Below are 21,192 nucleotides of genomic sequence, written 5' to 3'. Positions count from 1 at the left end.
GGCTGTTTCGCGTGGTTGAAAGCCCGGACGTCTCAAAGCAGCCATCCGCCAGAGTGAGATTGGATAGTTTCGCGTTGCTCGAACGGGCATGAGCGGCCATTTCACGAAATTGTCTCAAGTCTGCGGCAAGGTCTCCCGATGATGTGTTTGCTGCTTTGGCGAGCGGCGCCGACTGCGAGGCGACCGGCTTATGGACTGGTTCTGTTTCTGGCGTGTCTGGTGATGTTTTCCGCGGTCAAAAACGGCCATGCCGATAGTCCTCAGCCGCTGAAAATAGTGGCTTTCGGAACATCCTTGACGGCCCGCGGGGGATGGCAGCCCGCTCTCGAGACAGGGCTTTCAGTCTGCCTGCAAAGGCCCGTGAAAGTCGAGAGCGTTGCAAAGAGCGGCGAGACGTCACTATGGGCCCTTACCCAAGTTGATCGCGTCGTTGCCGCGCAGCCGGATATCATCCTGATTGAACTCTATGCTAACGATGCGACATTGCATCGGTTCGTGTCGCTTGCGCAAAGCCGAAAGAATATCGGCGAGATCCTCGACCAGCTGCGGCAGCGCCTGCCGCAAGCGCGGATCATCGTCATGGCCATGAATCCGTTTTCGGGGCTGCGGGGGCTAATCCGCCCCTTTGCCGACAGCTATGTCTCTGCCCATCAGACAGAGGCCGAAATACGTGGTCTGGAGTTTGTCGACCACCGGCCCAACTGGGAGCGTCTTACGCCGGATGATCTGGCCAGGGCAATTCCTGATGGTGTGCATCCTTTGCCCGACGTGGCCTCCAAAATCATCGCGCCCGAACTCGCCAAACGTATCGCCGGCAACAATTGCGGAGAATGAAATTCTCTCATGCCCGTCACAGTCCCTGACGGCTCTCAGGGTTCAGACTGCTGCAATATAGTTTTTCAGGTAGGTGACCAGTGAAGCCCGACCGGCCTCCGACGAATCTTCGTGAGACGGGCTATCCAGGTCTTCGAGCAGATAGCTCCTGAGATCGTCATCGGTATGTGCAACGTAGATACCCGGTCGGCCTGCGAGCTGGCCTACCGTGGCAAGCTGATGATCGTTTCTATGCTCGCCGAGGGATGCCTGCCGGGGAACGAGAATGATCGGCTTTCCAAAACGTTTCGCCGTAAGCACAGTGCCAATTCCCGCGTGAGAGACGATGACACTTGCATCGAAAAAGACTCTATCGAAGTCCGCGGGCTCGATATTCTTGATCCATTTCATGTTCTGTGGCGTGTAGGTGCCCTTGCCGATCTGCGCCAGAACCGGTTTGGACAGTTCCTTTGCGAAGGTGTCGACAGATTTGACGAGGCGATCAAACGGCAGCTGCGTTCCGACGGTGACAAGGATCAAAGGACAGCTCCTGCGTAGTGGGGGCCATCCGGCCGTGAAAGATGCTGCCACTGCGTGAGCCAGAGCGTCGCAATATGGCCGGCCAATTTACCCGATAGCGACAGCTTCTCGACATTGGCGACGCTATCGATCCAGATCGTCCGCTTGCCCATCAATTTGCCGGCAAGCAGGCAAAAAAGCCCGGGCGCGGCACCGGTCGAGATGACGACGTCGGGCCTCTGTTTGATGACGATGGAAAAGGCGCTGAAAAAGCACCGGATCGACATGGGTATCGAGTCGCGGCTGCAATCGGGAAGCACTAGTCCGTCCCGAATGTCGTATTTTGCAAGCAATCCCGGGATGGTCGTTGCAAAGACGATATCGCAGCCCTCGAATGCGCCGCGCATGGCCATCAGTTGCTCCCAGTGGCCGCCTCCTGACGAGGCAGCGAGAACCTTCAATTTTTTCTCAGTCATAGACAGGCATCTCCTATATTTGACCGATGATAGGGGCGAAAAACCGTTCTGTACGAACAGCGATTGTCTCACGATAGTTCAATAGAAGTGTACCATTTTTGGCTTGGTCGATTGAAGCCTTGAAGTTCATGGACAGCCAATCACTCATGATATTTTCAACTGGAACATAATAAGGGTCAAAACTCTTCCAAGGGCGCTCGCGTAAACAAATATCAGAGCGCGGCATTGGGCTTGTATTCCTGGTATGCATGGCCGAGAATCCCATTAACCATGCCCGCGCCGCGCAGAACATGGGTGAGGGCTCGCATGCCCCAATAGGGTGAAATCAAGATCGCCGGCAGCATGACCAGCCCAAGGATGACTCTCGTGGCACCATAGGCCGCGCGATAGATCCGGCGCTTGAGGTTGCCATGCAGGACCTCGCTGACTGCGAAGGTATTGCCGAGCCGGTATTGTCTTTGCAATACCCATTTCCAGGTCATCCGGCTGGCCGGAACGATATCATGGACGAGCGCCTTGTCAGCCCAGAAGACCTGCATGCCACGGCGGATGGCTTGGTTGAAGAAAAGGTAATCCGTGCCCCCGGTGAAGCGCATCTTCTCTTCAAAACGCAGATTCCATGAGCGGATCAGGGGATAGTCGAACATGACGTTGTTAGAGGCCGCATAAGAAATGCGTTGACCGTCCTTGTTCTTCTTGCGCTCGAACACCCTTGCCTTGATGAAATATTCCGGCGGGTTTTCGGGATAGACCGGTTGGACGGGGCCGTAGACGCAATCGGCGCGGTTTTTCTCCCGTGTCTCCAGCATCGCGTCCAGCCAGCCATCGACCGGCCATTCGTCATCGTCGAGAAAGCAGAAGAGGTCAGTGCCGGGAGGCGCTGAATCCAATGCGCGATTGCGTGCAAAGGGTATGCCCTGATTTTGTTCGATGACGTAGATCAGGTCGTAGGCACCTGTTTGGCCAAAGCTCTCTACCGTGGCCCTTGCGCTGCCGGCCGCATCATTATCGACGATCACCATAGTGAGATGATAGGGGCGAGCCGGCTGCCTGACCTGGCGCGTCATGACGTCAAGAAGCTTGGCGATCCCGTCGAGGCGGCGATAGGTCAGCACGCCGACGGCGATCCTCAGCGGCGCGGCGCCTACTTCTGTGCCGACGGATGAATGCGGAAAAGTCTTTTGCTGATTCATGACTGTCCTCTCCGCAGCATATTTCCCAAACGCTTGCGCGCCGCCATCAAGGCCACTTCGGTCGCGGCAGCATCGCCGAACGGACCGCCGGCCACCGTGTTGCGAGCTTCACCCCGGAGCTTCAGAAGCGATGTCGTTTCGGCAATTCCGCCGGCCACGAGGCTCTTGCCGAGTGCCTGCAGCCCGTCATAGCGGCGTGCCAGTTCGAGCCCAGTCGCGATCATGATCCGTGGGCGCAGCGTCTTTGCCCTGCTTGTGCCCGTGTAGCGGTTCGACTCATGAATGCGCTGAAACGTCAGCGGTGTTTCGACGATGGCGCCGCGACCCAGATAGGCGGCTGCAAACTTGATGTAATTGTCGCTGAGGACGACGTCTTTCGCGACAGACATTGGCAGGATCTGAGACAGCAGATCGCGGCGGAAGCTCAAGCCGGAGGTCGGCACAGGAAGCGAGGGAAAGCCGCCCCTGCGCAGCGTATCCCGCTTGTCGAACCGCGTCACCTGCAGCTCTGTTGGAGGCTGGTCGCTTTCCTTAGTCGTCACCCGGTCGAAGCACCAGTCGATCTCGCTGCGGTCGTAGATTTCGGCTATACGAGCGAGCTTGCCCGGCAAGAATGCATCATCGGCATCGAGGAGAAAGAGGACATCACCGCTTGCGGCCGCAAAACCCGCGTTGAAGCTCGAGGCCTGGCCACCGTTTTCCTTCAATACCGTCAGGATCTGTTCACCGTAGGAGGCAAGGATCTGGCGGGAATCGTCCGTCGATCCGTCGTCGACCACCACCACTTCGAAGTCGGGGTAGGCCTGTGACAAAACACTGTCGATGCATGGGCGCAAAAAGCGACCATAATTGAAATTGTTGATGAGCACCGAGAGTTTCAATTTACTGCCTCCTGGGCCAATCGATCACCGCGCGAGCGTCTGGGGCGCATATCGGCGAATTCCAGCACGATATCCACGCATGTAGTAATATTTCCAGATAGCCCAGAAACGCTTCTTTGATTGCGGCAAGAGATAAAGCATGGCTGCCCGAAATGCCCATTGCGCGCTTTCGATCCAGATCGGTAGTGGAACTCCGCTGAGCCTCACCCCTCCAGGTACCTCGTCAGGGAAGAGCGCCGGCATGCCATAGCCAAGCCGTTCGCCGCGTTTCTGTACCCAATCCTCAGTGACACTTGATGCCGGTATCCAGTGATGAACCACGGCCTCTGCGCATCGATAGGACTTGGCGCCATTTGCCGCCAGTCGAATGATGATTTCCGCATCTTCACCCATGGCAAATATTTTCCCTGGTAGAGGGCCGATATCTTCCCGGTAGCGCACGCTCGTTCCGAGCAACTCTCGCCGAATGATCGTGTTGGGACCCCAGACTTTCGTCGGGTCACAAGGTCCGCTTTGCGCTTCATCGACGATCGCGAAAGTCGAGCCCATTGGAATCCAATCGATAAAGCGGCCCTTCGGCTCCTTTTCCCAATCGGGGACGATTCTGCCTCCGAACACGCCATAGCCCGGATGGGCGATAGCGCAGTCGACGATCGCTTTCAGCCAGTTCGGTTCGGCGCGTATGTCGTCGTCCGTAAAGACTATGAGATCTCCCTTTACTTGATCCAAAGCCAGATTCAGCGCGCCAGACTTTCCCGGCTTGCGCTGCTGCAGGATGGTGATGGGAAGCTTCTCGCTGTACGATTTCAAAAGCTCAAACGTATCGTCATTGCTATTATTGTCGACAGCAACCAATTCCCATCGATCATGGGGAAGCTCCTGGCGCACCAAGGAATCCAAAGTATGGCGCAGCCGGCGGCTGGCGCCATTGTAAGATGAAAAGAGCACGCTGACGAAGAGATCCGACATCAGTTACCAACCCTCTTGGTGAAGTCGTAAGAGAAGAGCTTCATGTTTTGACTGCCTGTGCGATGTTCGAGCAGTTCGGCGCCTACGCGGGGTTTGACCGTGTCTTGCCGAAAAACTCGCGCCTGTGACCCTCGCCGAGTACCCTCAGCTTGCGAAGATTGCGTAACCACCGCCGCGGTTTGGTGAGCACACCGCGGTTGAGGAAATACTGCCGCAGCAGGCTCGGTGCCTGACTATGCGATCCGCCATGGGCGACCCGATAGACCGCCCCGCGAAACGGCAGTTTCGTTAGCGGCGCGCCCCGCTGGGCAAGGATGCTTGCTATGCGGACATGGCTGCCCAGCATCGACTTGATCCAGTCGAGCGAAGCCTCCTCGAAACGTTCCGGCAGTTCATAGAGATCGGCACGTATGATCAACGAGGTACCGCAGAGATGGCTGAAGTCGTCGTGGCCAAACAGGAAGTTGCCGCCATCGTCCCAGATATAACCATGATCGATCGTCCATCCGTTGGCGTCCCGATTGTCGGATACGTGTTGAACGATCCGAGAGCTGACGAAATCGTCGTCATCGACAATCATGAAGAAGCGACTGTCGGTGGCGTTCAGCATGCCGCTCAGAACGCGACGGCCTTTGTCTGCCCGGAAGGCATCAAGGAAGTCTTCCTTGCTGCCCTTTCCGAGCTCATGCAAGTCGTTCGGCGGAAAGGTGACACGCACGGCGGAGAATTTTTCCGGCAGGTCAGGCAGATCCGCACCTTCGTTTGCCACGATGATGCCGCGCCAGTCTCCATTGGTCTGGTTGGAAATGGAAGCCACGGTCTGGGTCAGGTTTGCCTTCAGCCTGCTCCAATCGCGGGCATTGTCCTGATGTCGGACCGGGATAATGAAGGTGACAAGTGTCATCGAATGCCCCCTTAAGCCCGCAAGCTCACAGCTTCTTTTGCATCGACGCGCCCCTTTGCCGCCTGACGACGCGCCCACTCTATTCCGTCCTCGAGCGAGGTTGCCTTGTATGAAAGGTCGGTTCCGCCGGAGAAAGCATTCATGAAGCGGCGGATCTTTCCATAGCTATTGTCTAACACGGCATGCGGGCGGCCGAGCAGCAGCGAGCAGATATGGACGTGCAGGCGATCGGTCACGATTGCGCGGGCACGCGAAATCTGACTGATGCCGCGCTCGAAACGGTTGTGTGCCGCAGCGTCCAGTCTGCGCAAGGCAACTTCGCTCGGCTTCAATGCGAGATAAGCCGAAGCTACCCCCAACTTCTTGGCGATATCGACCTTCCGTTTCGACTCGGTAATCCAGTCTTCCACAGGAATATCGGAAGGGATTGTGCGATCGGTACCGCCAACCCGTTCTGCATCCTCCCGCAACATGGCGAGGACGGGAATCTGTGTCGCCCTTTCCGGAAGCGGACCGATGGCAAAAGCCATGTCGGGGCATAGTCGTACGGTGCAGTCGAAGTGTTTTTCGGAAAACTCCTTCGATTCTTCGTCGCGCACGAGCAACACGAAATTCTTGTGGCGCCCGATTGCCCGTTTGGATTGCTCGATGCGCTCAGGCGAGCTGTAGTGGATCGACTGCGGGAACTGGATGATCTGCCGATCCGGGAAACGCTCCATGATCGATTCGCGGAAATCCTGGTGGGCAACCCAGATATCGCCGAAATTGCCGCCGCCGTGAATGAAAATCGGGCCGGTCGGTACCCGCCGTTTCAGTTCGTCGGCGGAGAAGTCGTACAGTCTGGAAACATAGTCCGGGCGCTTGCCGAAGCGATCCTTGAGATAGGCCATCTCACCCAGCCAGATTGCCGAGTCGCCGCAATTGCGGATGTCGGGAAAGTCGAGAATCGCAAGCGGCTCGTCGCGCGAGACATAGTCCTTCAGGCAATCATGGATCATGCCGTTGAGTTTTGAGATCAGCTCCGATCTGGATTGGCTGGTCATTCTGCCTCTCTTGTTGATGTTCGTTTAACTTCAGGCCGACTTGGGTACGGCAATACGTTTGGCTTTTGACAGGAACTTGACAACGATACGCTGAACTTCGGTTTCCGGGCCGTTTGGCTTCTTCATCGCGAGCCAAAGGACACAGCTGGAACCGACATAGAGGATACCGCCGGTGACGACGAGGATGGCCAGGTGAAGAGCCAACGCCAATTTGTCGGTGGGGGTGTTCAGGACATGCGACAATCCCCAGACGCCGGCAGCCATCACGGCGACACTGGCAAGCGCGCGGAAGTTTGCCGCGAGCTGCTGGAAGAATGGCAGATTGATCAAGCGCTTGACGAGAAGCATGTTGACTACGGTGGAAATCAGGCCCGTCAACACGCGGGCATAAACGACGCCCGGAAGCCCGGCCATCATGAGACCAGTGATGATGATGGGCACGCGGACCACCAGCATCTGCGTGTCGCGGATGAACAGCATCTTGGTATGGCCTTTTGCCATGCCGAGCGGTTGGACGAGCGAACCGAGGGTCTGCAGGGCAAAGACCGATGCGAGTGCCTGTACGATGAAGATGGCGGGAACCCACTTTTCTCCCAGGGCAAGCCGCATCATCGGATCAGCCACAACAGCCATGCCGATACCGGCCGGAAGCGCCACCGCCGCCAGAAGCGCCTGTGCACGCTGATAGGCTGCGATCAGCCGGACCGGGTCGTTGCGGACCTTCGAAAAGCCCGGGTAAATCGTCTGGTTCAATGGCGCCGTCGCCTCGCGCGTCGGCAGCGTCGAAAGGGTGTTGCCGACGGTATAATGGCCAAGCTGCGTGGCGCCCAGCATCTTGCCGATCAGCAGGTATTCGATGCGCCAGTTCAGCGTGTTGACGATCTGTCCCGCCGTCAGCCACACCGAGAACGAAAACAATTCGCGTGCATGACGAAAGGTGATGCGCGGCCAGAACGGCAGGACGGTGTAGGAAACGATGATATTCGTGACCTGATAGGCGAGGGTGCCGATAACGAGCGCCCAATAACTCTGGTAGATGGCAGCAATTGCCACCGTCACGACGAAGCCGACCAGCTTTTGCGAGACGTTGAGTACGAACTCCTGCCAGAAAATCAGATCACGCTGCAGCATGACGCGGCGTGGATTGGCCAGACCACTCAGGAGCAGGCTGAAACTCAAGGCAAGCATCACGCTCGTCAGCCGCGGCTCGTTATAAAATTCAGCGATCGGATAGGACGCGGCGGCAAACAACAGCGCCAAAACAGCGCTTCGCGTCACGCTCAACGTCCACACCGCGCTGAAGTGCGTTTCGCTGGGAGACTCGTGGCGGATAAGCGCCTGATTGAGCGAGAGTTCGGTCACCGAGCTCAAGATGACCTGGATCGTCGTTGCAATGGCGACGAGACCAAAATCAGCCGGCACGAGATACCAGGCGAGCACAAAGGTGCTGAGTGCCGAAAGTCCGTTGACGATGGCGCGGGACAGACTCAGCCACATGCTGCCCTGAATCAGTCGGTCGGTAACACTGCTCATAAATGAATGGCTCCGCACGTCGAGGACATTGACCATTTAATTGGACTGCACGCCCATCCAAAATGCCTTTCCCTTTTGCTGGTGCAGAAGGGGTTGATGGAGTTAGAAAGCATCATGCCTTGTTGCCTCGTCACGAACCCGGTTTGCGACCTCACAGAACGCTTGCCGTTTTCTTGGAAAAATCTTGCTTCAGTCGGTTTAGCTCAAGCAGCATTCTGTCGTGCGCTTTCACGATAGACTCATCTGTGCTGAGCTGGCCCGGCTTCTCTGCTACCCGCTGCAACGTCTTGACCGTCGACCCGAAGACATAGTTGCCAGTTAGCTGTCGGATACGGCGGTGGCGGAACGTTATGTTCTTCAAAAGGTAGGTATTTTTTCGTACCAGCGACGCTCCGGCTTCAACAAGGTTCGATGGGCCGATCGGATCGAAATCGATCTCCAGATCGAGCGCACTCGCCCAATCATACCACTTGGCGCGATTGCCTGGCGCGATCGGCCGGATCGCCCGCCAAGGAACGCGTAGCGCATCGGATATGATGCAGCCATGCATCGCCTCGGAGACGACCTTATGTGATGCGCTGATCTCGGTCAGAACCTTTTCCACCGACCAGCGGGGATCGATATAGTGGATGCCGGCGAGATCGCAGACTTTATCCCAGCTGCCGTACATGGCGCTTTCATAATGCGGCATGAAGGAGACGGGATAACGCTTCTCGATGCTTTTGGCATCCCAGCAGCTGCGCGTGAGGATGCCCGAATCGCCGATGGCGTAGCTCGGATCGATGCCGAGGATTTCCGCGGTCTTCTTTCCGCGCACGAAATAGAACGTCCAGTTGCCGTCGACCTTCGGCGGGTTGGTGTAGCCGCCATAGCCCGAGCCGAAGACGATCTTCTGCATGTTCGGGTCGAAATTGTCGTAGAGGATCGAGCCGATGCCGAGAAAGAGCTGGCTTTCGTCCTCGTCGAAGAAGCCGGGCAGCAAACGCTCCCAAAGCCAATGGTTCAGTTCGTCGCCAAAATTCTCGTGTTTCCCCCGGTAGGCAAACATCTTCATCGTGCTTCTCCAGTCGGCAAGTGCGTCACGATCTGCGAGACCGTGTCCTCTTCGCGAGCCATGCGTCCGTAACGCGAAATGATCTTGATGTCGCTGCGGATTATCTTTGCCGGGTTGCCAGCGACAAGCGAGCGCGGCGGCACGCTCTTGGTGACCACCGAGCCCGAGCCGATGACGCATTCGTCGCCGATCTCGACGCCGGGCAGAATGATGCTGCGGGCGCCGATGAAGCAGCGCTTGCCGATCCTCGTGTGAAGATAGAGCCCGCGCGTGAGATCGTGGGTCAGAATCGCCGCCTCAAAGGCGACGTAAGTTTCCGCGCCGATATGCAATCCCCTAGGGTTGGTCTTGTCGAAACGCACGCTCAAGGAAAAGCTGGCCGTCGGATCGATGTCCATTCCCCAGAATTTCGTATAGTAGAGCCACTTGGCCTTCACAAATCCGTTCCGCAGTGGCCGAAATACGTTCAGTCCCCACTTCGGCTTTTTTCCTGTCTGCACCATCAAGTCCGACCCCGGCTGGAAAATTCGTCTAGCACGGAACTGTAATAGTCCTCGAGCGTCCCCGTCTGACGACGTAAGTCGAAGCGCTCGGCCACCAGAAGCGGTGCCCGCGCGCTAAAGGCTGTCCACAGGGTCTGGTCGTTGAGCAGTCTTCCGACCGCGTCCGCCATTCCTGCGACATCCCGCTCCTCCACGAGATAACCAGTTTTCCCCTCTTCAATCGCTTCGCCGACGCCTCCCGAGCGAAATGCGACGACCGGAGTACCGACGGCTTCCGCCTCGAGATTTGCGAGGCCGAAAGCTTCGGCGTGACCATTGTCGAGGGTCACGCTTCCATGGAGATAAAGCTCCGCACTGGCGAGCAGATCTCTTATCTCCGTCTGCGACAGATTTTCATGGATCGTGACGCTTGGCAAGGAACGACGCGCCAGTGCTTCGATTTCCTCCTTCAAGGGACCCTGGCCGACCATGACGAATTCGACCGGGGTGCCGGCGGCAGCCACACGCGAAAGCGCATCGATCATGAAACGATGGCCCTTATAGTCGACGAAGCGGGCAATTGAAACCACGCGCCCTTTTTTTCGGGGACGGGGTTCCATTTTGAAGAGATCGAGATCGATGCCGATATGATGGCGATAGACGCGATCGGCTGGAAAGCCGAGTGCCAGCAACCGGTCTCGGATGAAATCGGAAACGGCGATGTTCCAGCTGTTCCATCCGGCCATCTCACTCCGGCCCTTGGCGAAGAAACGCACCTGATTGAAGCCGCCCGGCTTTTTCGGATCGCCGCCATAGGTGGCGTCAAAGCCGTGAAACGTCGTGATCAGCGGCTTGCCGGCGGCCCGGGCCAGCGGGCCGATGACATAGCCGTTCTTTCCAAAATGGGCGTGAACGAGATCGGCTTTGCCGATCGCAGGAAAGAGGAAGGGAAGGCCGATCTGCGGGATTTTCAGTAGCAGTTCACCGGCCCGCGCAATGGGAGAGCGACGGATGTCATGAACCGGAACAGTGGATTTTTTTGTATGCGCCGAAGAAATTCGCGAGCCGGCAAGAATTTCAGCTTCGAAAGAACGAAACGCTACCGCCTGGTTGAGAACAAACGCCTGGCTGGCAGGCAAAAATTTTTCCACATAAATAACGGCTTTTTTCATGAATCTGTTCGCGTCTCCGTTGTCTTGTGCATCACATCGCCTCTATTGCCCGCCGGATACCGTCGATCGCACTTCTTGGCGCATTATTTTCGTCGTAAAGATTAACGCGCTTCGTGCAAGCCGCAGCGGGATCGGCCGCTTTCTCATCGCGCTCGCCGTATTTTTCCGACATGCCCCATACTGTCACGCCTTTCAAGTCGCCATGTTCGGCCGCCACGGTGATCACGTCACTGAAAATATCGGCGTAGGATGCCGGCGTGAAGGCTTTGTCGCGGTTCAGGAAGTGGCAGGACGCATCCAGTTCGGTGATGAAAACGCCGACACCCATGTCCTTCAGCGCCGCGCAGAAGCGTCCCATTCCTTCCGGATCGATCCGGTCGAGGCCGGGGCGGAAATGCGCCTGCAGCCCTACCGCATTGATCGGCGTTTTTTTGGCGACGAGATCCTCGACGATTTTCAGGATGCGCGCACGCTTCTGTTCGAACACGTCGGATTTTTTCTCCAGATGCGTTTCGTTGAGGACCAGCGTCGCGCCGGGATTAGCTTGGTGCGCCATGTCGAAACTCATACGGATATAATCGTCGCCAAGAAGGCGTCGGAAAACACAATCCCGCAGATCCGCTGCATCATACTCCAACGGCTCGTTCACCACATCCCAAGCATCGATCGAGTTCTTATAGCGAGTGACAACCTGTTTTATATGACGGTTCATGGCCGCCTGAATGGTCTTTGCGTCCGTGATATCAGACACCCAGTCCGGGACGCGATACCAGATCAGCGTATGGCCATAAACCCTCATGTTGTTTTTACGTGCAAATGCAACCATGCGGTCGGCGCTACCGAAGCTGAAAACACCCGGTCTCTTTTCCGTCGCATTCCACTTCAGCTCGTTTCGCGGCGTTATTGAATTGACGTTGTCGATGTAAATCTCGGAAGCGATTGGATCGTTGATGTTTTGCAGGTCGATTGCCGATCCGAATCGGAACGACTTCCTATCGGCGAGGGCGCGCAGCCCTGCAGAGGCAGGCACCTGCGCTAGGGCCTGGCCCGCACGAACATACAACAGAGCGAGCGGAACCGAGGCGAGGAAACGTCTTCTATTCATTCTATCTCTCACTGTTAGCTTTTTTCATGTCCGCGTTGGAATTTGAAGGGCCAGGCTCGTCGGCACCGATCCATCACGGGATTCGCGTTCAATTCAGCAGAGTAATGCAACCTCAAATATACTTTCGCCGCAGGGGATATTGTTGGTGTCTGCTAGACTTTTCAGCATATTCCAAGATATAAACCGCTCGGGGAGGGCGCTCGTGATGGAAGATTGGTCCAGCTATCTGATGAGCTATTTTTATATGGCATTTCAAAATGCCGTTTTTTTTATGGCGCCTGTTCGAAACGATCTATCGCTCCTCGATGACCGGCAGTTCGCAGCCCTTGTTCTCGGCATCATCGGCGTCATTTTCCTCCCGCTTGCAGCGCTCGTCAGAATGTCGTGGCGGCTGCGTCAATCGGAGATCGTCATTCGCTCGCTGAACGAAGACCTTGCGCAAGTCACGCAGGACCTCAATGTCGAGCGTGTCTGGCGCCTAGCGGGTGGGGACAGCACCGAAGGGCCGAGTGCGGACAGTTTGAAGGAGCTTTACAAGATTCTGGCCAGAGATCACGACGATGCAAGTTACATGGCGAGATAAGTCGGCGCGCGGCGGGAAGTCAGAAATCTAGAAGATGTCCGCCTTTTAGTGCTCTATCTCTTTGTTTTTGCACAATTTCTGTGAAGCCGGCGCACCTTTGGAATTGCTCTAATGCCGATGCTCCGGACTTTCTGCCGGGGCCTCGGCATCGGAAGGCTCGGAGACTGATTCCGGTTGCGCGCTGTTGATGTCGACCGCATGGTCGGGCAATGGCAGCCATATTCTGCCGGAAAAGTAATTTCTCGTTCTTTTCTGCGGTCCTGAAGTCGCATCCAGCGAGAGTGTGAAATTGTAATTCCCGGGATTGAGCACCTCGCGGGTGAAGCTGATACTGGCTCCGAAGCCGTCTTCCTTGATATCCCTCAGGTTCTTGATGGCGTTCAGGGTCTCGTGAAAATCGAGCCATTGCGGTTGCCGCAGCATGATTTGGAAAATTCGCAGAATGCCGGGATCGAGCTGGCCATTTTGATCGGTCTCGGGATTGACGATCTTCACGCGCATATTGTTGATCGTGCCGGCGGCGTCGCCGCGAACGATGACGAAGATGGAGTTCGGGAGCTGATCCTTTTCCCGCTTGCCACTCTGCTCGAAAAAGCATTCGAACGTATCGGCGTTGAAGCTCGTCGCCGCCCAATCGGTGGTTTCGATGCCGGCATTGCGCAGCGCCGCACACATTGCGGCGCCGGATATCCGCCATGTCCGTAGAAAAGTCGACGCGGTCTGTGCGGCCGGCGGTTCAATGACATGCAAGGGAAGCGCGAAGGTGGCTGGAGGCGCCGGACGGGGAAGAGCTTTGGGCGGCGGCGGCCTAACCTCAGGGGGAAATAGATCGAAGCCAAAATAATGGCTGACCGTCTTTAAGTGTTTCATGTCGTTGGAAAGCAGCACCGTTCCCATAACCAGCGAGAGGGAAATCGTCAGCAGCAACCAGAAGACAACGGGAATCCGCGGTTTTCTCACCGGCTGTTTCGCATATGCGGACGACGAAGTATCGGGCAAGCTTGTCTTCTCCGGCGTGCGAGAAGGGTTTCGATCGGGCGGTCTAGAGCATTTCCGTTTTTCTCCAAGCCACGGAACCCTCTATCTTTTTGTTTTTGCGCAATTCCGGACGCAAACCGCCGCGCACTTTTGCTGGAATTGCACCAAAGCATGTCGCGCAAAAGTGTGCAGCGGTTTTGCGACAACGACATGCGTAAAATCAAAGACCTAAAGCGCGAGGAGCGAATCTAAAAGATCGCGACGCGCTTTAGATCAAGCATATACATTCAGCCGTTAAATATCTTTGGCTTCGTGTCGGCAATTGGGCACCTTTGTGTGTCATCAGGAAGGGAGCGCTGCAGATTTCGGCGGAGGCGCTTCAACCCTATGTCAATTGGGAAGCTCCAAGATAGCTAGGGGCAATCGCGGTGGAAGATGGCGAATGATCTCACCATTCGGTCTATGAATCGATCAGCGTTAGCTCGGCTTCCGCGTGATTTCGACGGATTATTGTTTTTATTATTATGATTAAGGTGGGATATTTTGGACAATTTCTGAATTACTATATGATAGCTATCCATATATTAATTTATATTATAGTCTCAGTCTATTTTCGCGCAAAAGTTTTTATTTTTATTATGAAACCATAGATTATATTTTGGATATCCTTGGAATCGGACGGGTTTTGGCGATTTTCATCAAATTTTCGACGTATTCTTCGATAGGGTTTGCCGCGCAATCGCCGAGGGGAAGGGATATGTCCGTCGAGCTAGACGCAACCACCTATGTTCACGCCAAACCGACCACCGCGCATTCCTACATCTTGCCCGCCGTGCTCGATGTGCTGGAGAGCCATTTCGACGGCGCTCTTGAGAACGACGTTTTTGACTTGGGATGCGGTACCGGTGGGGCAGCTGCGGCTCTTGCGGGAAAGGGATATTATGTCGTCGGCGTCGATCCTTCCAGCGATGGCATCGCGAAGGCCAATGTCAATTATCCCGAACTGCCGCTGAATGTCGGCTCGGCGTATGACAAGCTTTCCAGGGAATATGGCACATTCAATGCCGTCATCAGCCTGGAGGTCGTCGAGCATGTCTACGATCCGAAGGCTTTCACCTCGACGATGTACGATCTCGTCAAGCCGGGCGGTATCGCCGTGATTTCGACGCCCTATCATGGTTATCTGAAGAACCTTGCCCTGGCTGCGGTGGGGAAAATGGACGACCATTTCATGCCGTTGACGGATCATGGGCATATCAAGTTCTGGTCGAAAAACACGCTGCGTACGCTGTTGCTGGATGCCGGCTTCGACAATATTCGTTTTGAATATGTCGGAAGGATTCCCGTTTTCGCCAAGTCGATGATCGCTGTTGCGCAAAAGCCTCTTAGACACGGCGTCGGAGCTGCACTGATTTCGGACGGCATTCGTCCGCTGCGACGTGCGCGATAAAGCACGGCGCGCACCCGCGCCAAATGCCGCCCGTTGCAATAATCCACAGGTTGCTTTTACTGTCTGCACTGCTGAAAAAAACCCTTACGAAATATTTACTTTTAGTTGCATTCTTGCTTAAACTCTCCATTATACAGCTGGGCGTGCTGATAACGCGGGAGACTTATTCACATGAAGGCTAAATCGCCGAATTCGATCGACGTCTATGTTGGCAATCGCGTGAGAGTTCGGCGGAAGACGCTCGGGATGACCCAGAACGGCTTGGCCGAACTTCTGGGCATTACCTTCCAGCAGATCCAGAAATACGAAAAAGGAACGAATAGAATAGGGGCCAGCCGTCTTCAGCGCATATCCGAGATTCTTCGCGTGCCCGTCGGCTTTTTCTTCGAGAACGGCGGCGCCGGGCCGATCGATGGCGAGACGAGTGAATTGAACAGCTTTTTGTCCTCGAAAGAGGGACTGGCGCTCAACAAGGCATTCATCGCCATCGAGGACCCGAATATCAGGCAAAAGCTGGTGGCGTTGGCCAAAAGCCTGGCAGCCGCGGGATTGCCTGAAAGCGACAGTGAGTTGCACGATTCGGTTATGAACAGCTGAGGACGGATCGTGCTCCATCTGCAGACATTCGGCGATCTGCGGTTGATCGAGACGAATGGCGATCCGGTTCGCTATCCGATCAAGGGCCTGTTGATGATGGCCCATCTCTATGCCGGCGCGGGCCATGAACTCAGTCGTTATGAATTGGCTCAGTTTCTATGGAATGACGTCGAAGCTGATCTGGCGCGGCTCAATCTGCGCAAACTGCTTTCCCGCATCCGCGAGACAGACGGCGGACGCGCCGAAATGCCCTTCGATTTCACCGCCACCACGGTTCGTCTCAACACGCAGGTAGTTTCCAGCGATCTGGATATTTTTCGCGCCGGCGGTTCGCCACTGGAGCGGCTGAACGCGATCGCCGAACTGACCCAGCGCGGGTTCATCGGAAATATCAAACCAGCGACCAAGTTGATAGATGCGTGGATCAGGGCGCAACGGGACGCGCAGGCGCTGCAATTGCGGCAGGCATTGCTGGATGCGCTGCCGGATGCGCAAAAGCCCGGCGCGGCGCGCACCATTTCCAGCGCCGCCCTGCAGATCCTCGAACGGGATCCGAATGACGAGCAGGTCAGAGCCTTACTGCACCGGCTATCTGGCGGTTCGTCCCTCAATGAGAGATTGCCGAACGGCGACGACCATGCCCGGGTACAGGTGAAGCGGTCAGAGGCCGGTGAGACACCTGCCGACATCGAACGCATATCGCCGATGCCGCTGATCTTGCCTCGCCTGGTGCTGCTTCCCCCGACGTCGAAACATGCCGATGCCGGACTTGCGCTTGCCAACGCCCTGATCGAAGACGTCACGATCGAACTCTGCGCGCTCAGAAACATTTCCATCGTCGCGCCACATACGGCCGGCCAGATCCGCCGCGACTCCGAGAAGGCTGCCGTGGTCGCCCGTCATTCGATCGCCTATCTTCTGGATACAAGGCTTTCCGAAGAGGGATTATTCGCCCAGCTGGTTTATTTTCCCACGGACGAGATTATCTGGGCCAATCGCTTTGCGATGACGCCCCATATATTGCCGCGTCAGAGACGGCTGATCGCGCAGCAGCTGACCATGTCGGTGGCCCGCGAGCTGGCTGAAAACGAGGAAGAGCGCTTACGCTTCGAGGCCAATCCTGAGGCCTATCACGCCTATCTGGTCGGCTCGAGCCTGATGAGCAAGTTGACATTGCCGCATATCCGCCGGGCACGGAAGGCATTCAAGCAGTCATTGTCGCATAAGGCGGATTTTTCTCCGTCATTTACCGGGCTGGCGAGGACCTTCACCAGCGAGTGGCTTGTGACGGCGCAGGGAAACAATGAGCTGCTGCATCTGGCGGAACAGAATGCACTTCGGGCCATCGAGCGGGATCCGGCTTCGGCGGCGGGCCATCGCGAGCTTGGCGTCACCAAACTCTATCTCGGCGATGTCGATGCCAGTGTCGCCGCACTTCATCTGGCGGAAGAACTCAGCCCGCATTTTGCCGATGTCATCTATAGCCATGCCGACACGCTCGTGCATGCATCCCGCCCCGGCGATGCGCTCGCCAAGATCAAAAAGGCGATTTCGCTCAATCCGATAGCGCCTGACGCCTATCTCTGGTGTGCTGCGGGAGCGAGTTTTTTCCTGGAACAGTACGAGGAGGCCATCGCCTATGTCGAGGCGATGAAAGACAAAGCGCCGGCCCATCGCATCGCCGCGGCCAGTTGCGCAATGATCGGCGATCGAAAACGGGCGCTCTTCCATCGGCAACGGGCCGAAAGCATCAACCCGGTCTTCGACGTCGAGAAGTGGCTCGCCATCGTCCCCTTCAAGGAACATTGGCAAAAAGAGCTATATCGGGAGGGCCTATTGAAGGCCGGTTTTTAACAATAACTTAGGGGCATTACATGGCCAAAGTTGTCATTATAGGTATACCCGGCGAGGCGGGTCTCTGGCTTGCCGATCTCGGTGCGGGTACGGTCAAGCCTCTCAATCCGACGGGGGATTTGGGGACTGCGAACGACCTGCGCAAAGCCGGCGGCACATTTGTGAAGGGCGTCGACCTCGCCGTCGCCGTTTCGTCGGCGCAGGTTGCCCTTTCCGGTCACGTCGACGGCTGAGCCGGCTTCTGACGGACTGGTCCGTATATTCCGAGAGGGTTATGTCGCCGCGGGAAACCCTTTCCCGCGTCGAACCTCTTTTGGCCGGGTTCGGCATTACCAGGGTTGCGCGACATACCGGACTGGACGACATCGGAATCCCGGTCTGGTGCGCATATGCCCCGAATTCCCGTTCGATCGTGATTGCCCAGGGAAAGGGCCTGACCGATATCGACGCCAAAGTATCCACTGTTATGGAAGCCCTCGAGCGGGCGGTTGCCGGCGAACCCTCCGTCGTTCTCGTCCACGACACCTCTTCCCGTCTGCAGGCGATGGGACGCAAGACCGTCATGCTGAACTGCCTGACCGCTCTTCATAAACCCGATCTCGGACCGGACGAGGAGACGGATTGGGTTGCCGGCGTCAATGTCCTCACCGGCGACGAGGTTTATGTCCCCTTTGAAGCGGTGGTGCTCGACCGCACCCGTGACGCGCGATACTGGATGTCTTCGGACGGCCTGGCGTCGGGAAACAATGCCGAGGAGGCGATCTTTCATGGCGTCCTGGAGCGTATCGAGCGTGACGCCCATGTGCTGTGGCAGGTGGGCGCGGAAGCGGATCGTTACGCTGGCTGCGTCGATCCCCGCGGCTTCCAGGACGGCGCTTTGGGCGGGCTGATCGACAAGATCGAAACATCGGGATTGGCGCTCAGGCTCTTCGATATCACCAGCGACATCGGGATCCCCTGTTTCACCGCCATGCTGGGCCCTGGGGATCTCATTCCGGGCCGTCGGGCTCTTCACTGCGACAGGGAGATTCGCCTCGTCGAGGTAACCGGCGGCACTGGCGCGCATCCGTCTCCTGTGCGCGCGGCCATTCGGGCGGTGACGGAAGCCGTGCAATCCCGACTGACCTATATCAGCGGAGCCAGGGACGATATTTCTCCCGCAACGTTCTCACGATGCTTGCCGCCGCTGATGCGGCAGGCCTTCGCTGCGGTTGCGGCACCGCCCACTGCCGCCATCGGCCGTGACGGGGTGGCAGGACATGGGCAGCAGGATCTGCCCCACTTGCTGCAGCATGTGCTCGACCGGCTGCGCAACAGGCGGATCGCTTCGGTGATCGCCGTGCGCCTCAGCGACGACACGCTTCCATTCAGTGTCGTCAAGATTGTCATTCCCGAGCTTGAAAATCCGGAGGGGGAGCGCGCCCGGCGGTTCGGAACGAGGGCGCTTGCCAGGGCAATAGGGTTTTGAAGATCATTTTCGCAGGGCCCAGTCTTCCCGATGCGGAGTCGCTGGCCGGCGAGGGGATACGTGTCCTGCCGCCTGCCACGCAGGGCGATGTCTTGGCTGCGGTGGAACAGGGCGCCAATGTCATCGGCCTGATCGACGGCGGCTTCGAACATGCCGCGCCGGTCTGGCACAAGGAAATTCTCCATGCTCTTTCGCTGGGCGTCGCGGTTCTCGGGGCGGCAAGCATGGGCGCGTTGCGCGCTGCCGAATGCCATCCGTTCGGCATGATCGGGATCGGCCGCATTTTCGAAGACTATCGCATCGGTCGGCTGGTCGACGATGCCGCCGTCGCACTCACTCACGCGCCGAGCGCGCTGGGCAGCAAGCCGCTGACGGTACCGCTCGTCAATGTCAGCGCAACGCTCGATGTGATGGAGGATAGCGGGCAGCTGGCCAGTGGGTTGCGTCAAGAGCTCGAAGATGCCGCAAACGCGATATTCTTCAAGAAGCGAACGTGGCGGGCGGTCGTCGAGCAATGTGCAGGGCTGGCCGAGCCGGATCGTCCGCGGCTGCTGGCGGCACTTTTGTCGAATGCCGTCGATCAAAAACGCATCGATGCCTTGGAATTGTTGAAAGCCGTGCAGGACGCCCGCGACATTCGCTCGAATGCAGATTTGCCGTGGAAACTGCACGAAACCGCATTCCCCACGCGCCCTGCATTGTGAAGTGAACTCGGCATTTGTCACCGAGGGTTGTGTCACGCTTTTTTCACGGGCTGGATCACGTCCACAGGCGTATCATTCCTTCAATTCATTGGAGAAATGGGGCATGGGCGTGACATCGGTTGTCAAGATAAAAGCAGACCAAGGGGCAGAAGACGGACTGGAAGAACTCGTCGCATTGGCGCGGATGATCGCCTATGCGCGACAGGTCTCTCAGGATGTCAAACTGCCGTTTGCGACGAATTGCCTCGACCTTGCGCTTGAGGCGGTGAAGCAGGAGGTCGGGGAGGGCTTGACCAGGGAATTGGCCGAATTGAGCTCCCCGGTTCCGCAAGTGAGCGTGAGAAGCCATTAGACCGGCATGCGTCCGATCGGACGCACTGGAAACGCTCTACCACTTCAAACACATGCATAACCCCGAAAATCGGCATCGATTTTCGGGGTTATGCATGTGTTGCTGTGCAAGTGAGCGGTCAATCGAAGTCCATCTGTGAGCTGGCGCGAATTGTAGGTTGGGAGAAGCCCGCCTCGTTCTGGGCCGCGCGCGCGGAAGCGGCGGCGATTTTGGGTCTCACACATCGTGCGGACGATCGGCCGATTGGCGGCCGATCCGTTGACCTCAATGGGTCAAATTGCGCTTCTGGGCCAGCAGCAAAATGTAATCGTCGGCAATGTCTGCGATGGCCATAGCGACTTCCGCCGGATCGCATCCCTCGACCTTCGTATTTGTAATGAACTGATAGACCGCCTTTTCGATCTGCTTCCGGCAGATCATCACGCGCTCATCGTAACCAAATTCCGGAATCTGCGATGCCATATCACTCATCAGGTCGGCTCCCTCGCTACTTACAGTGACCATGACACAAATTATAAGTTGAGCAAGCAAATGCTTTATGAAGGGTTAATTCGCTGGCGAGGTGCGACCATTTCGACACAGGTCGGGGCATGTCGGGGCCTCCGATGTATTGAATCAGGACTGTCCAACTTCGCCCAAGCATATCTCGCCAAGAGGATAGGAATTTCTGACGCCGCAAGGACAGCCTCATATGCCGAGACTTGATGTGACAGGCCGAATGCTGTTGGCTGAATCGGCCAGTCCAGATCGTATTGAATTGTATAATAACTTTATTTATCAGGTTGTTAATATTTCGTGCGGCGGTGTTAAATTGCATCGGCAACTTTTCCACGCCCGGCCAGCCCAGGACTATTGGGCCATCGGCCGTAACAACCTCACCAGTGCGCCGGCAGGTTGTCGGACCGTTGAGAACCGGGGAGGGAAATAACTTTCGGGAGATTTCTCCGAAAGCTAAACGCCGATTCTTGTGAAATGAAGGAGCTAATAAAACCAATAACGATAATTGAGTAGAACAAATAAAATTTATCAAAAGGTAAATTTATTGTTTTCAGATAATGGTTG

The 21,192-nt window shown here is 56.6% G+C and carries 25 protein-coding genes; 10 read left to right on the top strand and 15 right to left on the bottom strand.

Annotated features, from left to right (window positions below; all coding sequences use genetic code 11):
• The first annotated feature begins 138 nt into the window (after positions 1–138).
• Positions 139–834, top strand: a complete 696-nt coding sequence (locus tag ACD590_RS16950) for an SGNH/GDSL hydrolase family protein (RefSeq protein WP_130652901.1) — start codon at positions 139–141, stop codon at positions 832–834.
• A 42-nt stretch (positions 835–876) separates the two neighbouring features.
• Here ACD590_RS16950 and ACD590_RS16945 read toward each other — a convergent pair whose 3' ends face one another.
• The 13 genes from ACD590_RS16945 to ACD590_RS16885 all read right to left on the bottom strand — a co-directional run bounded on the left by ACD590_RS16945 (position 877) and on the right by ACD590_RS16885 (position 12,144).
• Entirely contained in the window at positions 877–1,353 is a 477-nt protein-coding gene (locus ACD590_RS16945; protein WP_018243211.1) for a glycosyltransferase, read from the bottom strand.
• Positions 1,350–1,808, bottom strand: a complete 459-nt coding sequence (locus tag ACD590_RS16940) for a glucuronosyltransferase (RefSeq protein WP_018446812.1) — start codon at positions 1,806–1,808, stop codon at positions 1,350–1,352. The genes ACD590_RS16945 and ACD590_RS16940 overlap by 4 nt, the downstream gene beginning before the upstream one ends.
• A gap of 13 nt (positions 1,809–1,821) precedes the next feature.
• Positions 1,822–2,034, bottom strand: a complete 213-nt coding sequence (locus ACD590_RS16935; protein ID WP_130717552.1) for a hypothetical protein — start codon at positions 2,032–2,034, stop codon at positions 1,822–1,824.
• Positions 2,021–3,001: a glycosyltransferase family A protein gene (locus ACD590_RS16930; RefSeq protein ID WP_018243209.1), complete on the bottom strand. Its 981-nt coding sequence runs from the start codon at positions 2,999–3,001 to the stop codon at positions 2,021–2,023. The genes ACD590_RS16935 and ACD590_RS16930 overlap by 14 nt, the downstream gene beginning before the upstream one ends.
• Entirely contained in the window at positions 2,998–3,882 is an 885-nt protein-coding gene (locus tag ACD590_RS16925; protein WP_247264429.1) for a glycosyltransferase family 2 protein, read from the bottom strand. The genes ACD590_RS16930 and ACD590_RS16925 overlap by 4 nt, the downstream gene beginning before the upstream one ends.
• Before the next feature lie 24 nt (positions 3,883–3,906).
• Complete coding sequence (locus ACD590_RS16920) at positions 3,907–4,851, bottom strand: glycosyltransferase (RefSeq protein ID WP_112904663.1); 945 nt, start codon at positions 4,849–4,851, stop codon at positions 3,907–3,909.
• Between the two features lie 82 nt (positions 4,852–4,933).
• Positions 4,934–5,755, bottom strand: a complete 822-nt coding sequence (locus ACD590_RS16915) for a hypothetical protein (RefSeq protein ID WP_018243206.1) — start codon at positions 5,753–5,755, stop codon at positions 4,934–4,936.
• Between the two features lie 11 nt (positions 5,756–5,766).
• Positions 5,767–6,798, bottom strand: a complete 1,032-nt coding sequence (locus ACD590_RS16910) for a polysaccharide pyruvyl transferase family protein (RefSeq protein ID WP_018243205.1) — start codon at positions 6,796–6,798, stop codon at positions 5,767–5,769.
• A 30-nt stretch (positions 6,799–6,828) separates the two neighbouring features.
• A complete protein-coding gene (locus ACD590_RS16905) occupies positions 6,829–8,331 on the bottom strand; it encodes a lipopolysaccharide biosynthesis protein (protein ID WP_247264430.1) in 1,503 nt (500 codons plus the stop codon).
• 151 nt (positions 8,332–8,482) lie between these two features.
• Positions 8,483–9,385 carry an exopolysaccharide glucosyl ketal-pyruvate-transferase gene (gene pssM / locus ACD590_RS16900; RefSeq protein WP_018243203.1) on the bottom strand — a complete coding sequence of 301 codons (903 nt, stop codon included), beginning with the start codon at positions 9,383–9,385 and terminating at the stop codon, positions 8,483–8,485.
• On the bottom strand, positions 9,382–9,888 hold the full coding sequence (locus ACD590_RS16895; RefSeq protein WP_026230735.1) for an acyltransferase: 507 nt from the start codon (positions 9,886–9,888) through the stop codon (positions 9,382–9,384). The genes pssM and ACD590_RS16895 overlap by 4 nt, the downstream gene beginning before the upstream one ends.
• The gene (locus tag ACD590_RS16890; RefSeq protein WP_128408351.1) at positions 9,888–11,039 is read right to left on the bottom strand and encodes a glycosyltransferase; all 1,152 of its coding nucleotides are present in this window, start codon (positions 11,037–11,039) and stop codon (positions 9,888–9,890) included. Before ACD590_RS16890 ends, ACD590_RS16895 begins: the two co-directional genes overlap by 1 nt.
• A gap of 31 nt (positions 11,040–11,070) precedes the next feature.
• Positions 11,071–12,144, bottom strand: a complete 1,074-nt coding sequence (locus ACD590_RS16885) for an endo-1,4-beta-xylanase (protein WP_247264431.1) — start codon at positions 12,142–12,144, stop codon at positions 11,071–11,073.
• 139 nt (positions 12,145–12,283) lie between these two features.
• Between ACD590_RS16885 and ACD590_RS16880 the strand changes: the two genes are divergently transcribed.
• The gene (locus ACD590_RS16880) at positions 12,284–12,727 is read left to right on the top strand and encodes a hypothetical protein (RefSeq protein ID WP_222284039.1); all 444 of its coding nucleotides are present in this window, start codon (positions 12,284–12,286) and stop codon (positions 12,725–12,727) included.
• Between the two features lie 108 nt (positions 12,728–12,835).
• Here ACD590_RS16880 and ACD590_RS16875 read toward each other — a convergent pair whose 3' ends face one another.
• Positions 12,836–13,726, bottom strand: a complete 891-nt coding sequence (locus ACD590_RS16875) for a DUF6030 family protein (RefSeq protein ID WP_018243198.1) — start codon at positions 13,724–13,726, stop codon at positions 12,836–12,838.
• A 736-nt stretch (positions 13,727–14,462) separates the two neighbouring features.
• Between ACD590_RS16875 and ACD590_RS16870 the strand changes: the two genes are divergently transcribed.
• The 7 genes from ACD590_RS16870 (at position 14,463) to ACD590_RS16840 (ending at position 20,130) form a co-directional block, all read left to right on the top strand.
• Positions 14,463–15,155, top strand: a complete 693-nt coding sequence (locus tag ACD590_RS16870; protein WP_018243197.1) for a class I SAM-dependent methyltransferase — start codon at positions 14,463–14,465, stop codon at positions 15,153–15,155.
• A 171-nt stretch (positions 15,156–15,326) separates the two neighbouring features.
• Positions 15,327–15,752, top strand: coding sequence for a helix-turn-helix domain-containing protein (locus ACD590_RS16865; RefSeq protein WP_018446802.1), 426 nt, complete (start codon positions 15,327–15,329; stop codon positions 15,750–15,752).
• Between the two features lie 9 nt (positions 15,753–15,761).
• On the top strand, positions 15,762–17,606 hold the full coding sequence (locus ACD590_RS16860; protein WP_439003071.1) for a peptide antibiotic resistance protein: 1,845 nt from the start codon (positions 15,762–15,764) through the stop codon (positions 17,604–17,606).
• A gap of 20 nt (positions 17,607–17,626) precedes the next feature.
• Entirely contained in the window at positions 17,627–17,839 is a 213-nt protein-coding gene (locus ACD590_RS16855; RefSeq protein ID WP_018243194.1) for a hypothetical protein, read from the top strand.
• A gap of 41 nt (positions 17,840–17,880) precedes the next feature.
• The gene (locus ACD590_RS16850; protein ID WP_439003070.1) at positions 17,881–19,074 is read left to right on the top strand and encodes a YcaO-like family protein; all 1,194 of its coding nucleotides are present in this window, start codon (positions 17,881–17,883) and stop codon (positions 19,072–19,074) included.
• Positions 19,071–19,778, top strand: coding sequence for a TfuA-like protein (locus ACD590_RS16845; RefSeq protein ID WP_222284035.1), 708 nt, complete (start codon positions 19,071–19,073; stop codon positions 19,776–19,778). Before ACD590_RS16850 ends, ACD590_RS16845 begins: the two co-directional genes overlap by 4 nt.
• Positions 19,779–19,881: 103 nt before the next feature.
• Positions 19,882–20,130 carry a hypothetical protein gene (locus ACD590_RS16840; RefSeq protein ID WP_065277190.1) on the top strand — a complete coding sequence of 83 codons (249 nt, stop codon included), beginning with the start codon at positions 19,882–19,884 and terminating at the stop codon, positions 20,128–20,130.
• Positions 20,131–20,394: 264 nt separating this feature from the next.
• On the opposite strand, the gene ACD590_RS16835 is transcribed toward ACD590_RS16840, so the two are convergent.
• Positions 20,395–20,601, bottom strand: coding sequence for a hypothetical protein (locus ACD590_RS16835; RefSeq protein WP_032980530.1), 207 nt, complete (start codon positions 20,599–20,601; stop codon positions 20,395–20,397).
• A 220-nt stretch (positions 20,602–20,821) separates the two neighbouring features.
• Between ACD590_RS16835 and ACD590_RS16830 the strand changes: the two genes are divergently transcribed.
• Complete coding sequence (locus ACD590_RS16830; RefSeq protein ID WP_130729357.1) at positions 20,822–21,058, top strand: hypothetical protein; 237 nt, start codon at positions 20,822–20,824, stop codon at positions 21,056–21,058.
• Positions 21,059–21,192: the final 134 nt, after the last annotated feature.

Source organism: Rhizobium sp. 862_C5_N1_2 (genome assembly GCF_051811205.1).
GTDB lineage: Bacteria > Pseudomonadota > Alphaproteobacteria > Rhizobiales > Rhizobiaceae > Rhizobium > Rhizobium leguminosarum.
Note: the sequence above shows the minus strand (reverse complement) of the source record. Positions and strands in the feature narration are given on the sequence as shown.

Bases quoted from the DNA above. Each gene is read 5' to 3' on its own strand.
- ACD590_RS16870 (WP_018243197.1), top strand. From the start codon at position 14,463: ATGTCCGTCGAGCTAGACGCAACCACCTATGTTCACGCCAAACCGACC.
- ACD590_RS16930 (WP_018243209.1), bottom strand. From the start codon at position 3,001: ATGAATCAGCAAAAGACTTTTCCGCATTCATCCGTCGGCACAGAAGTA.
- ACD590_RS16855 (WP_018243194.1), top strand. From the start codon at position 17,627: ATGGCCAAAGTTGTCATTATAGGTATACCCGGCGAGGCGGGTCTCTGG.
- ACD590_RS16895 (WP_026230735.1), bottom strand. From the start codon at position 9,888: ATGGTGCAGACAGGAAAAAAGCCGAAGTGGGGACTGAACGTATTTCGG.
- ACD590_RS16885 (WP_247264431.1), bottom strand. From the start codon at position 12,144: ATGAATAGAAGACGTTTCCTCGCCTCGGTTCCGCTCGCTCTGTTGTAT.
- ACD590_RS16830 (WP_130729357.1), top strand. From the start codon at position 20,822: ATGCCGAGACTTGATGTGACAGGCCGAATGCTGTTGGCTGAATCGGCC.
- ACD590_RS16840 (WP_065277190.1), top strand. From the start codon at position 19,882: ATGGGCGTGACATCGGTTGTCAAGATAAAAGCAGACCAAGGGGCAGAA.
- ACD590_RS16905 (WP_247264430.1), bottom strand. From the start codon at position 8,331: ATGAGCAGTGTTACCGACCGACTGATTCAGGGCAGCATGTGGCTGAGT.
- ACD590_RS16865 (WP_018446802.1), top strand. From the start codon at position 15,327: ATGAAGGCTAAATCGCCGAATTCGATCGACGTCTATGTTGGCAATCGC.
- pssM (WP_018243203.1), bottom strand. From the start codon at position 9,385: ATGAAGATGTTTGCCTACCGGGGGAAACACGAGAATTTTGGCGACGAA.
- ACD590_RS16910 (WP_018243205.1), bottom strand. From the start codon at position 6,798: ATGACCAGCCAATCCAGATCGGAGCTGATCTCAAAACTCAACGGCATG.
- ACD590_RS16915 (WP_018243206.1), bottom strand. From the start codon at position 5,755: ATGACACTTGTCACCTTCATTATCCCGGTCCGACATCAGGACAATGCC.
- ACD590_RS16890 (WP_128408351.1), bottom strand. From the start codon at position 11,039: ATGAAAAAAGCCGTTATTTATGTGGAAAAATTTTTGCCTGCCAGCCAG.
- ACD590_RS16850 (WP_439003070.1), top strand. From the start codon at position 17,881: ATGTCGCCGCGGGAAACCCTTTCCCGCGTCGAACCTCTTTTGGCCGGG.
- ACD590_RS16935 (WP_130717552.1), bottom strand. From the start codon at position 2,034: ATGCCGCGCTCTGATATTTGTTTACGCGAGCGCCCTTGGAAGAGTTTT.
- ACD590_RS16950 (WP_130652901.1), top strand. From the start codon at position 139: ATGATGTGTTTGCTGCTTTGGCGAGCGGCGCCGACTGCGAGGCGACCG.
- ACD590_RS16940 (WP_018446812.1), bottom strand. From the start codon at position 1,808: ATGACTGAGAAAAAATTGAAGGTTCTCGCTGCCTCGTCAGGAGGCGGC.
- ACD590_RS16835 (WP_032980530.1), bottom strand. From the start codon at position 20,601: ATGAGTGATATGGCATCGCAGATTCCGGAATTTGGTTACGATGAGCGC.
- ACD590_RS16920 (WP_112904663.1), bottom strand. From the start codon at position 4,851: ATGTCGGATCTCTTCGTCAGCGTGCTCTTTTCATCTTACAATGGCGCC.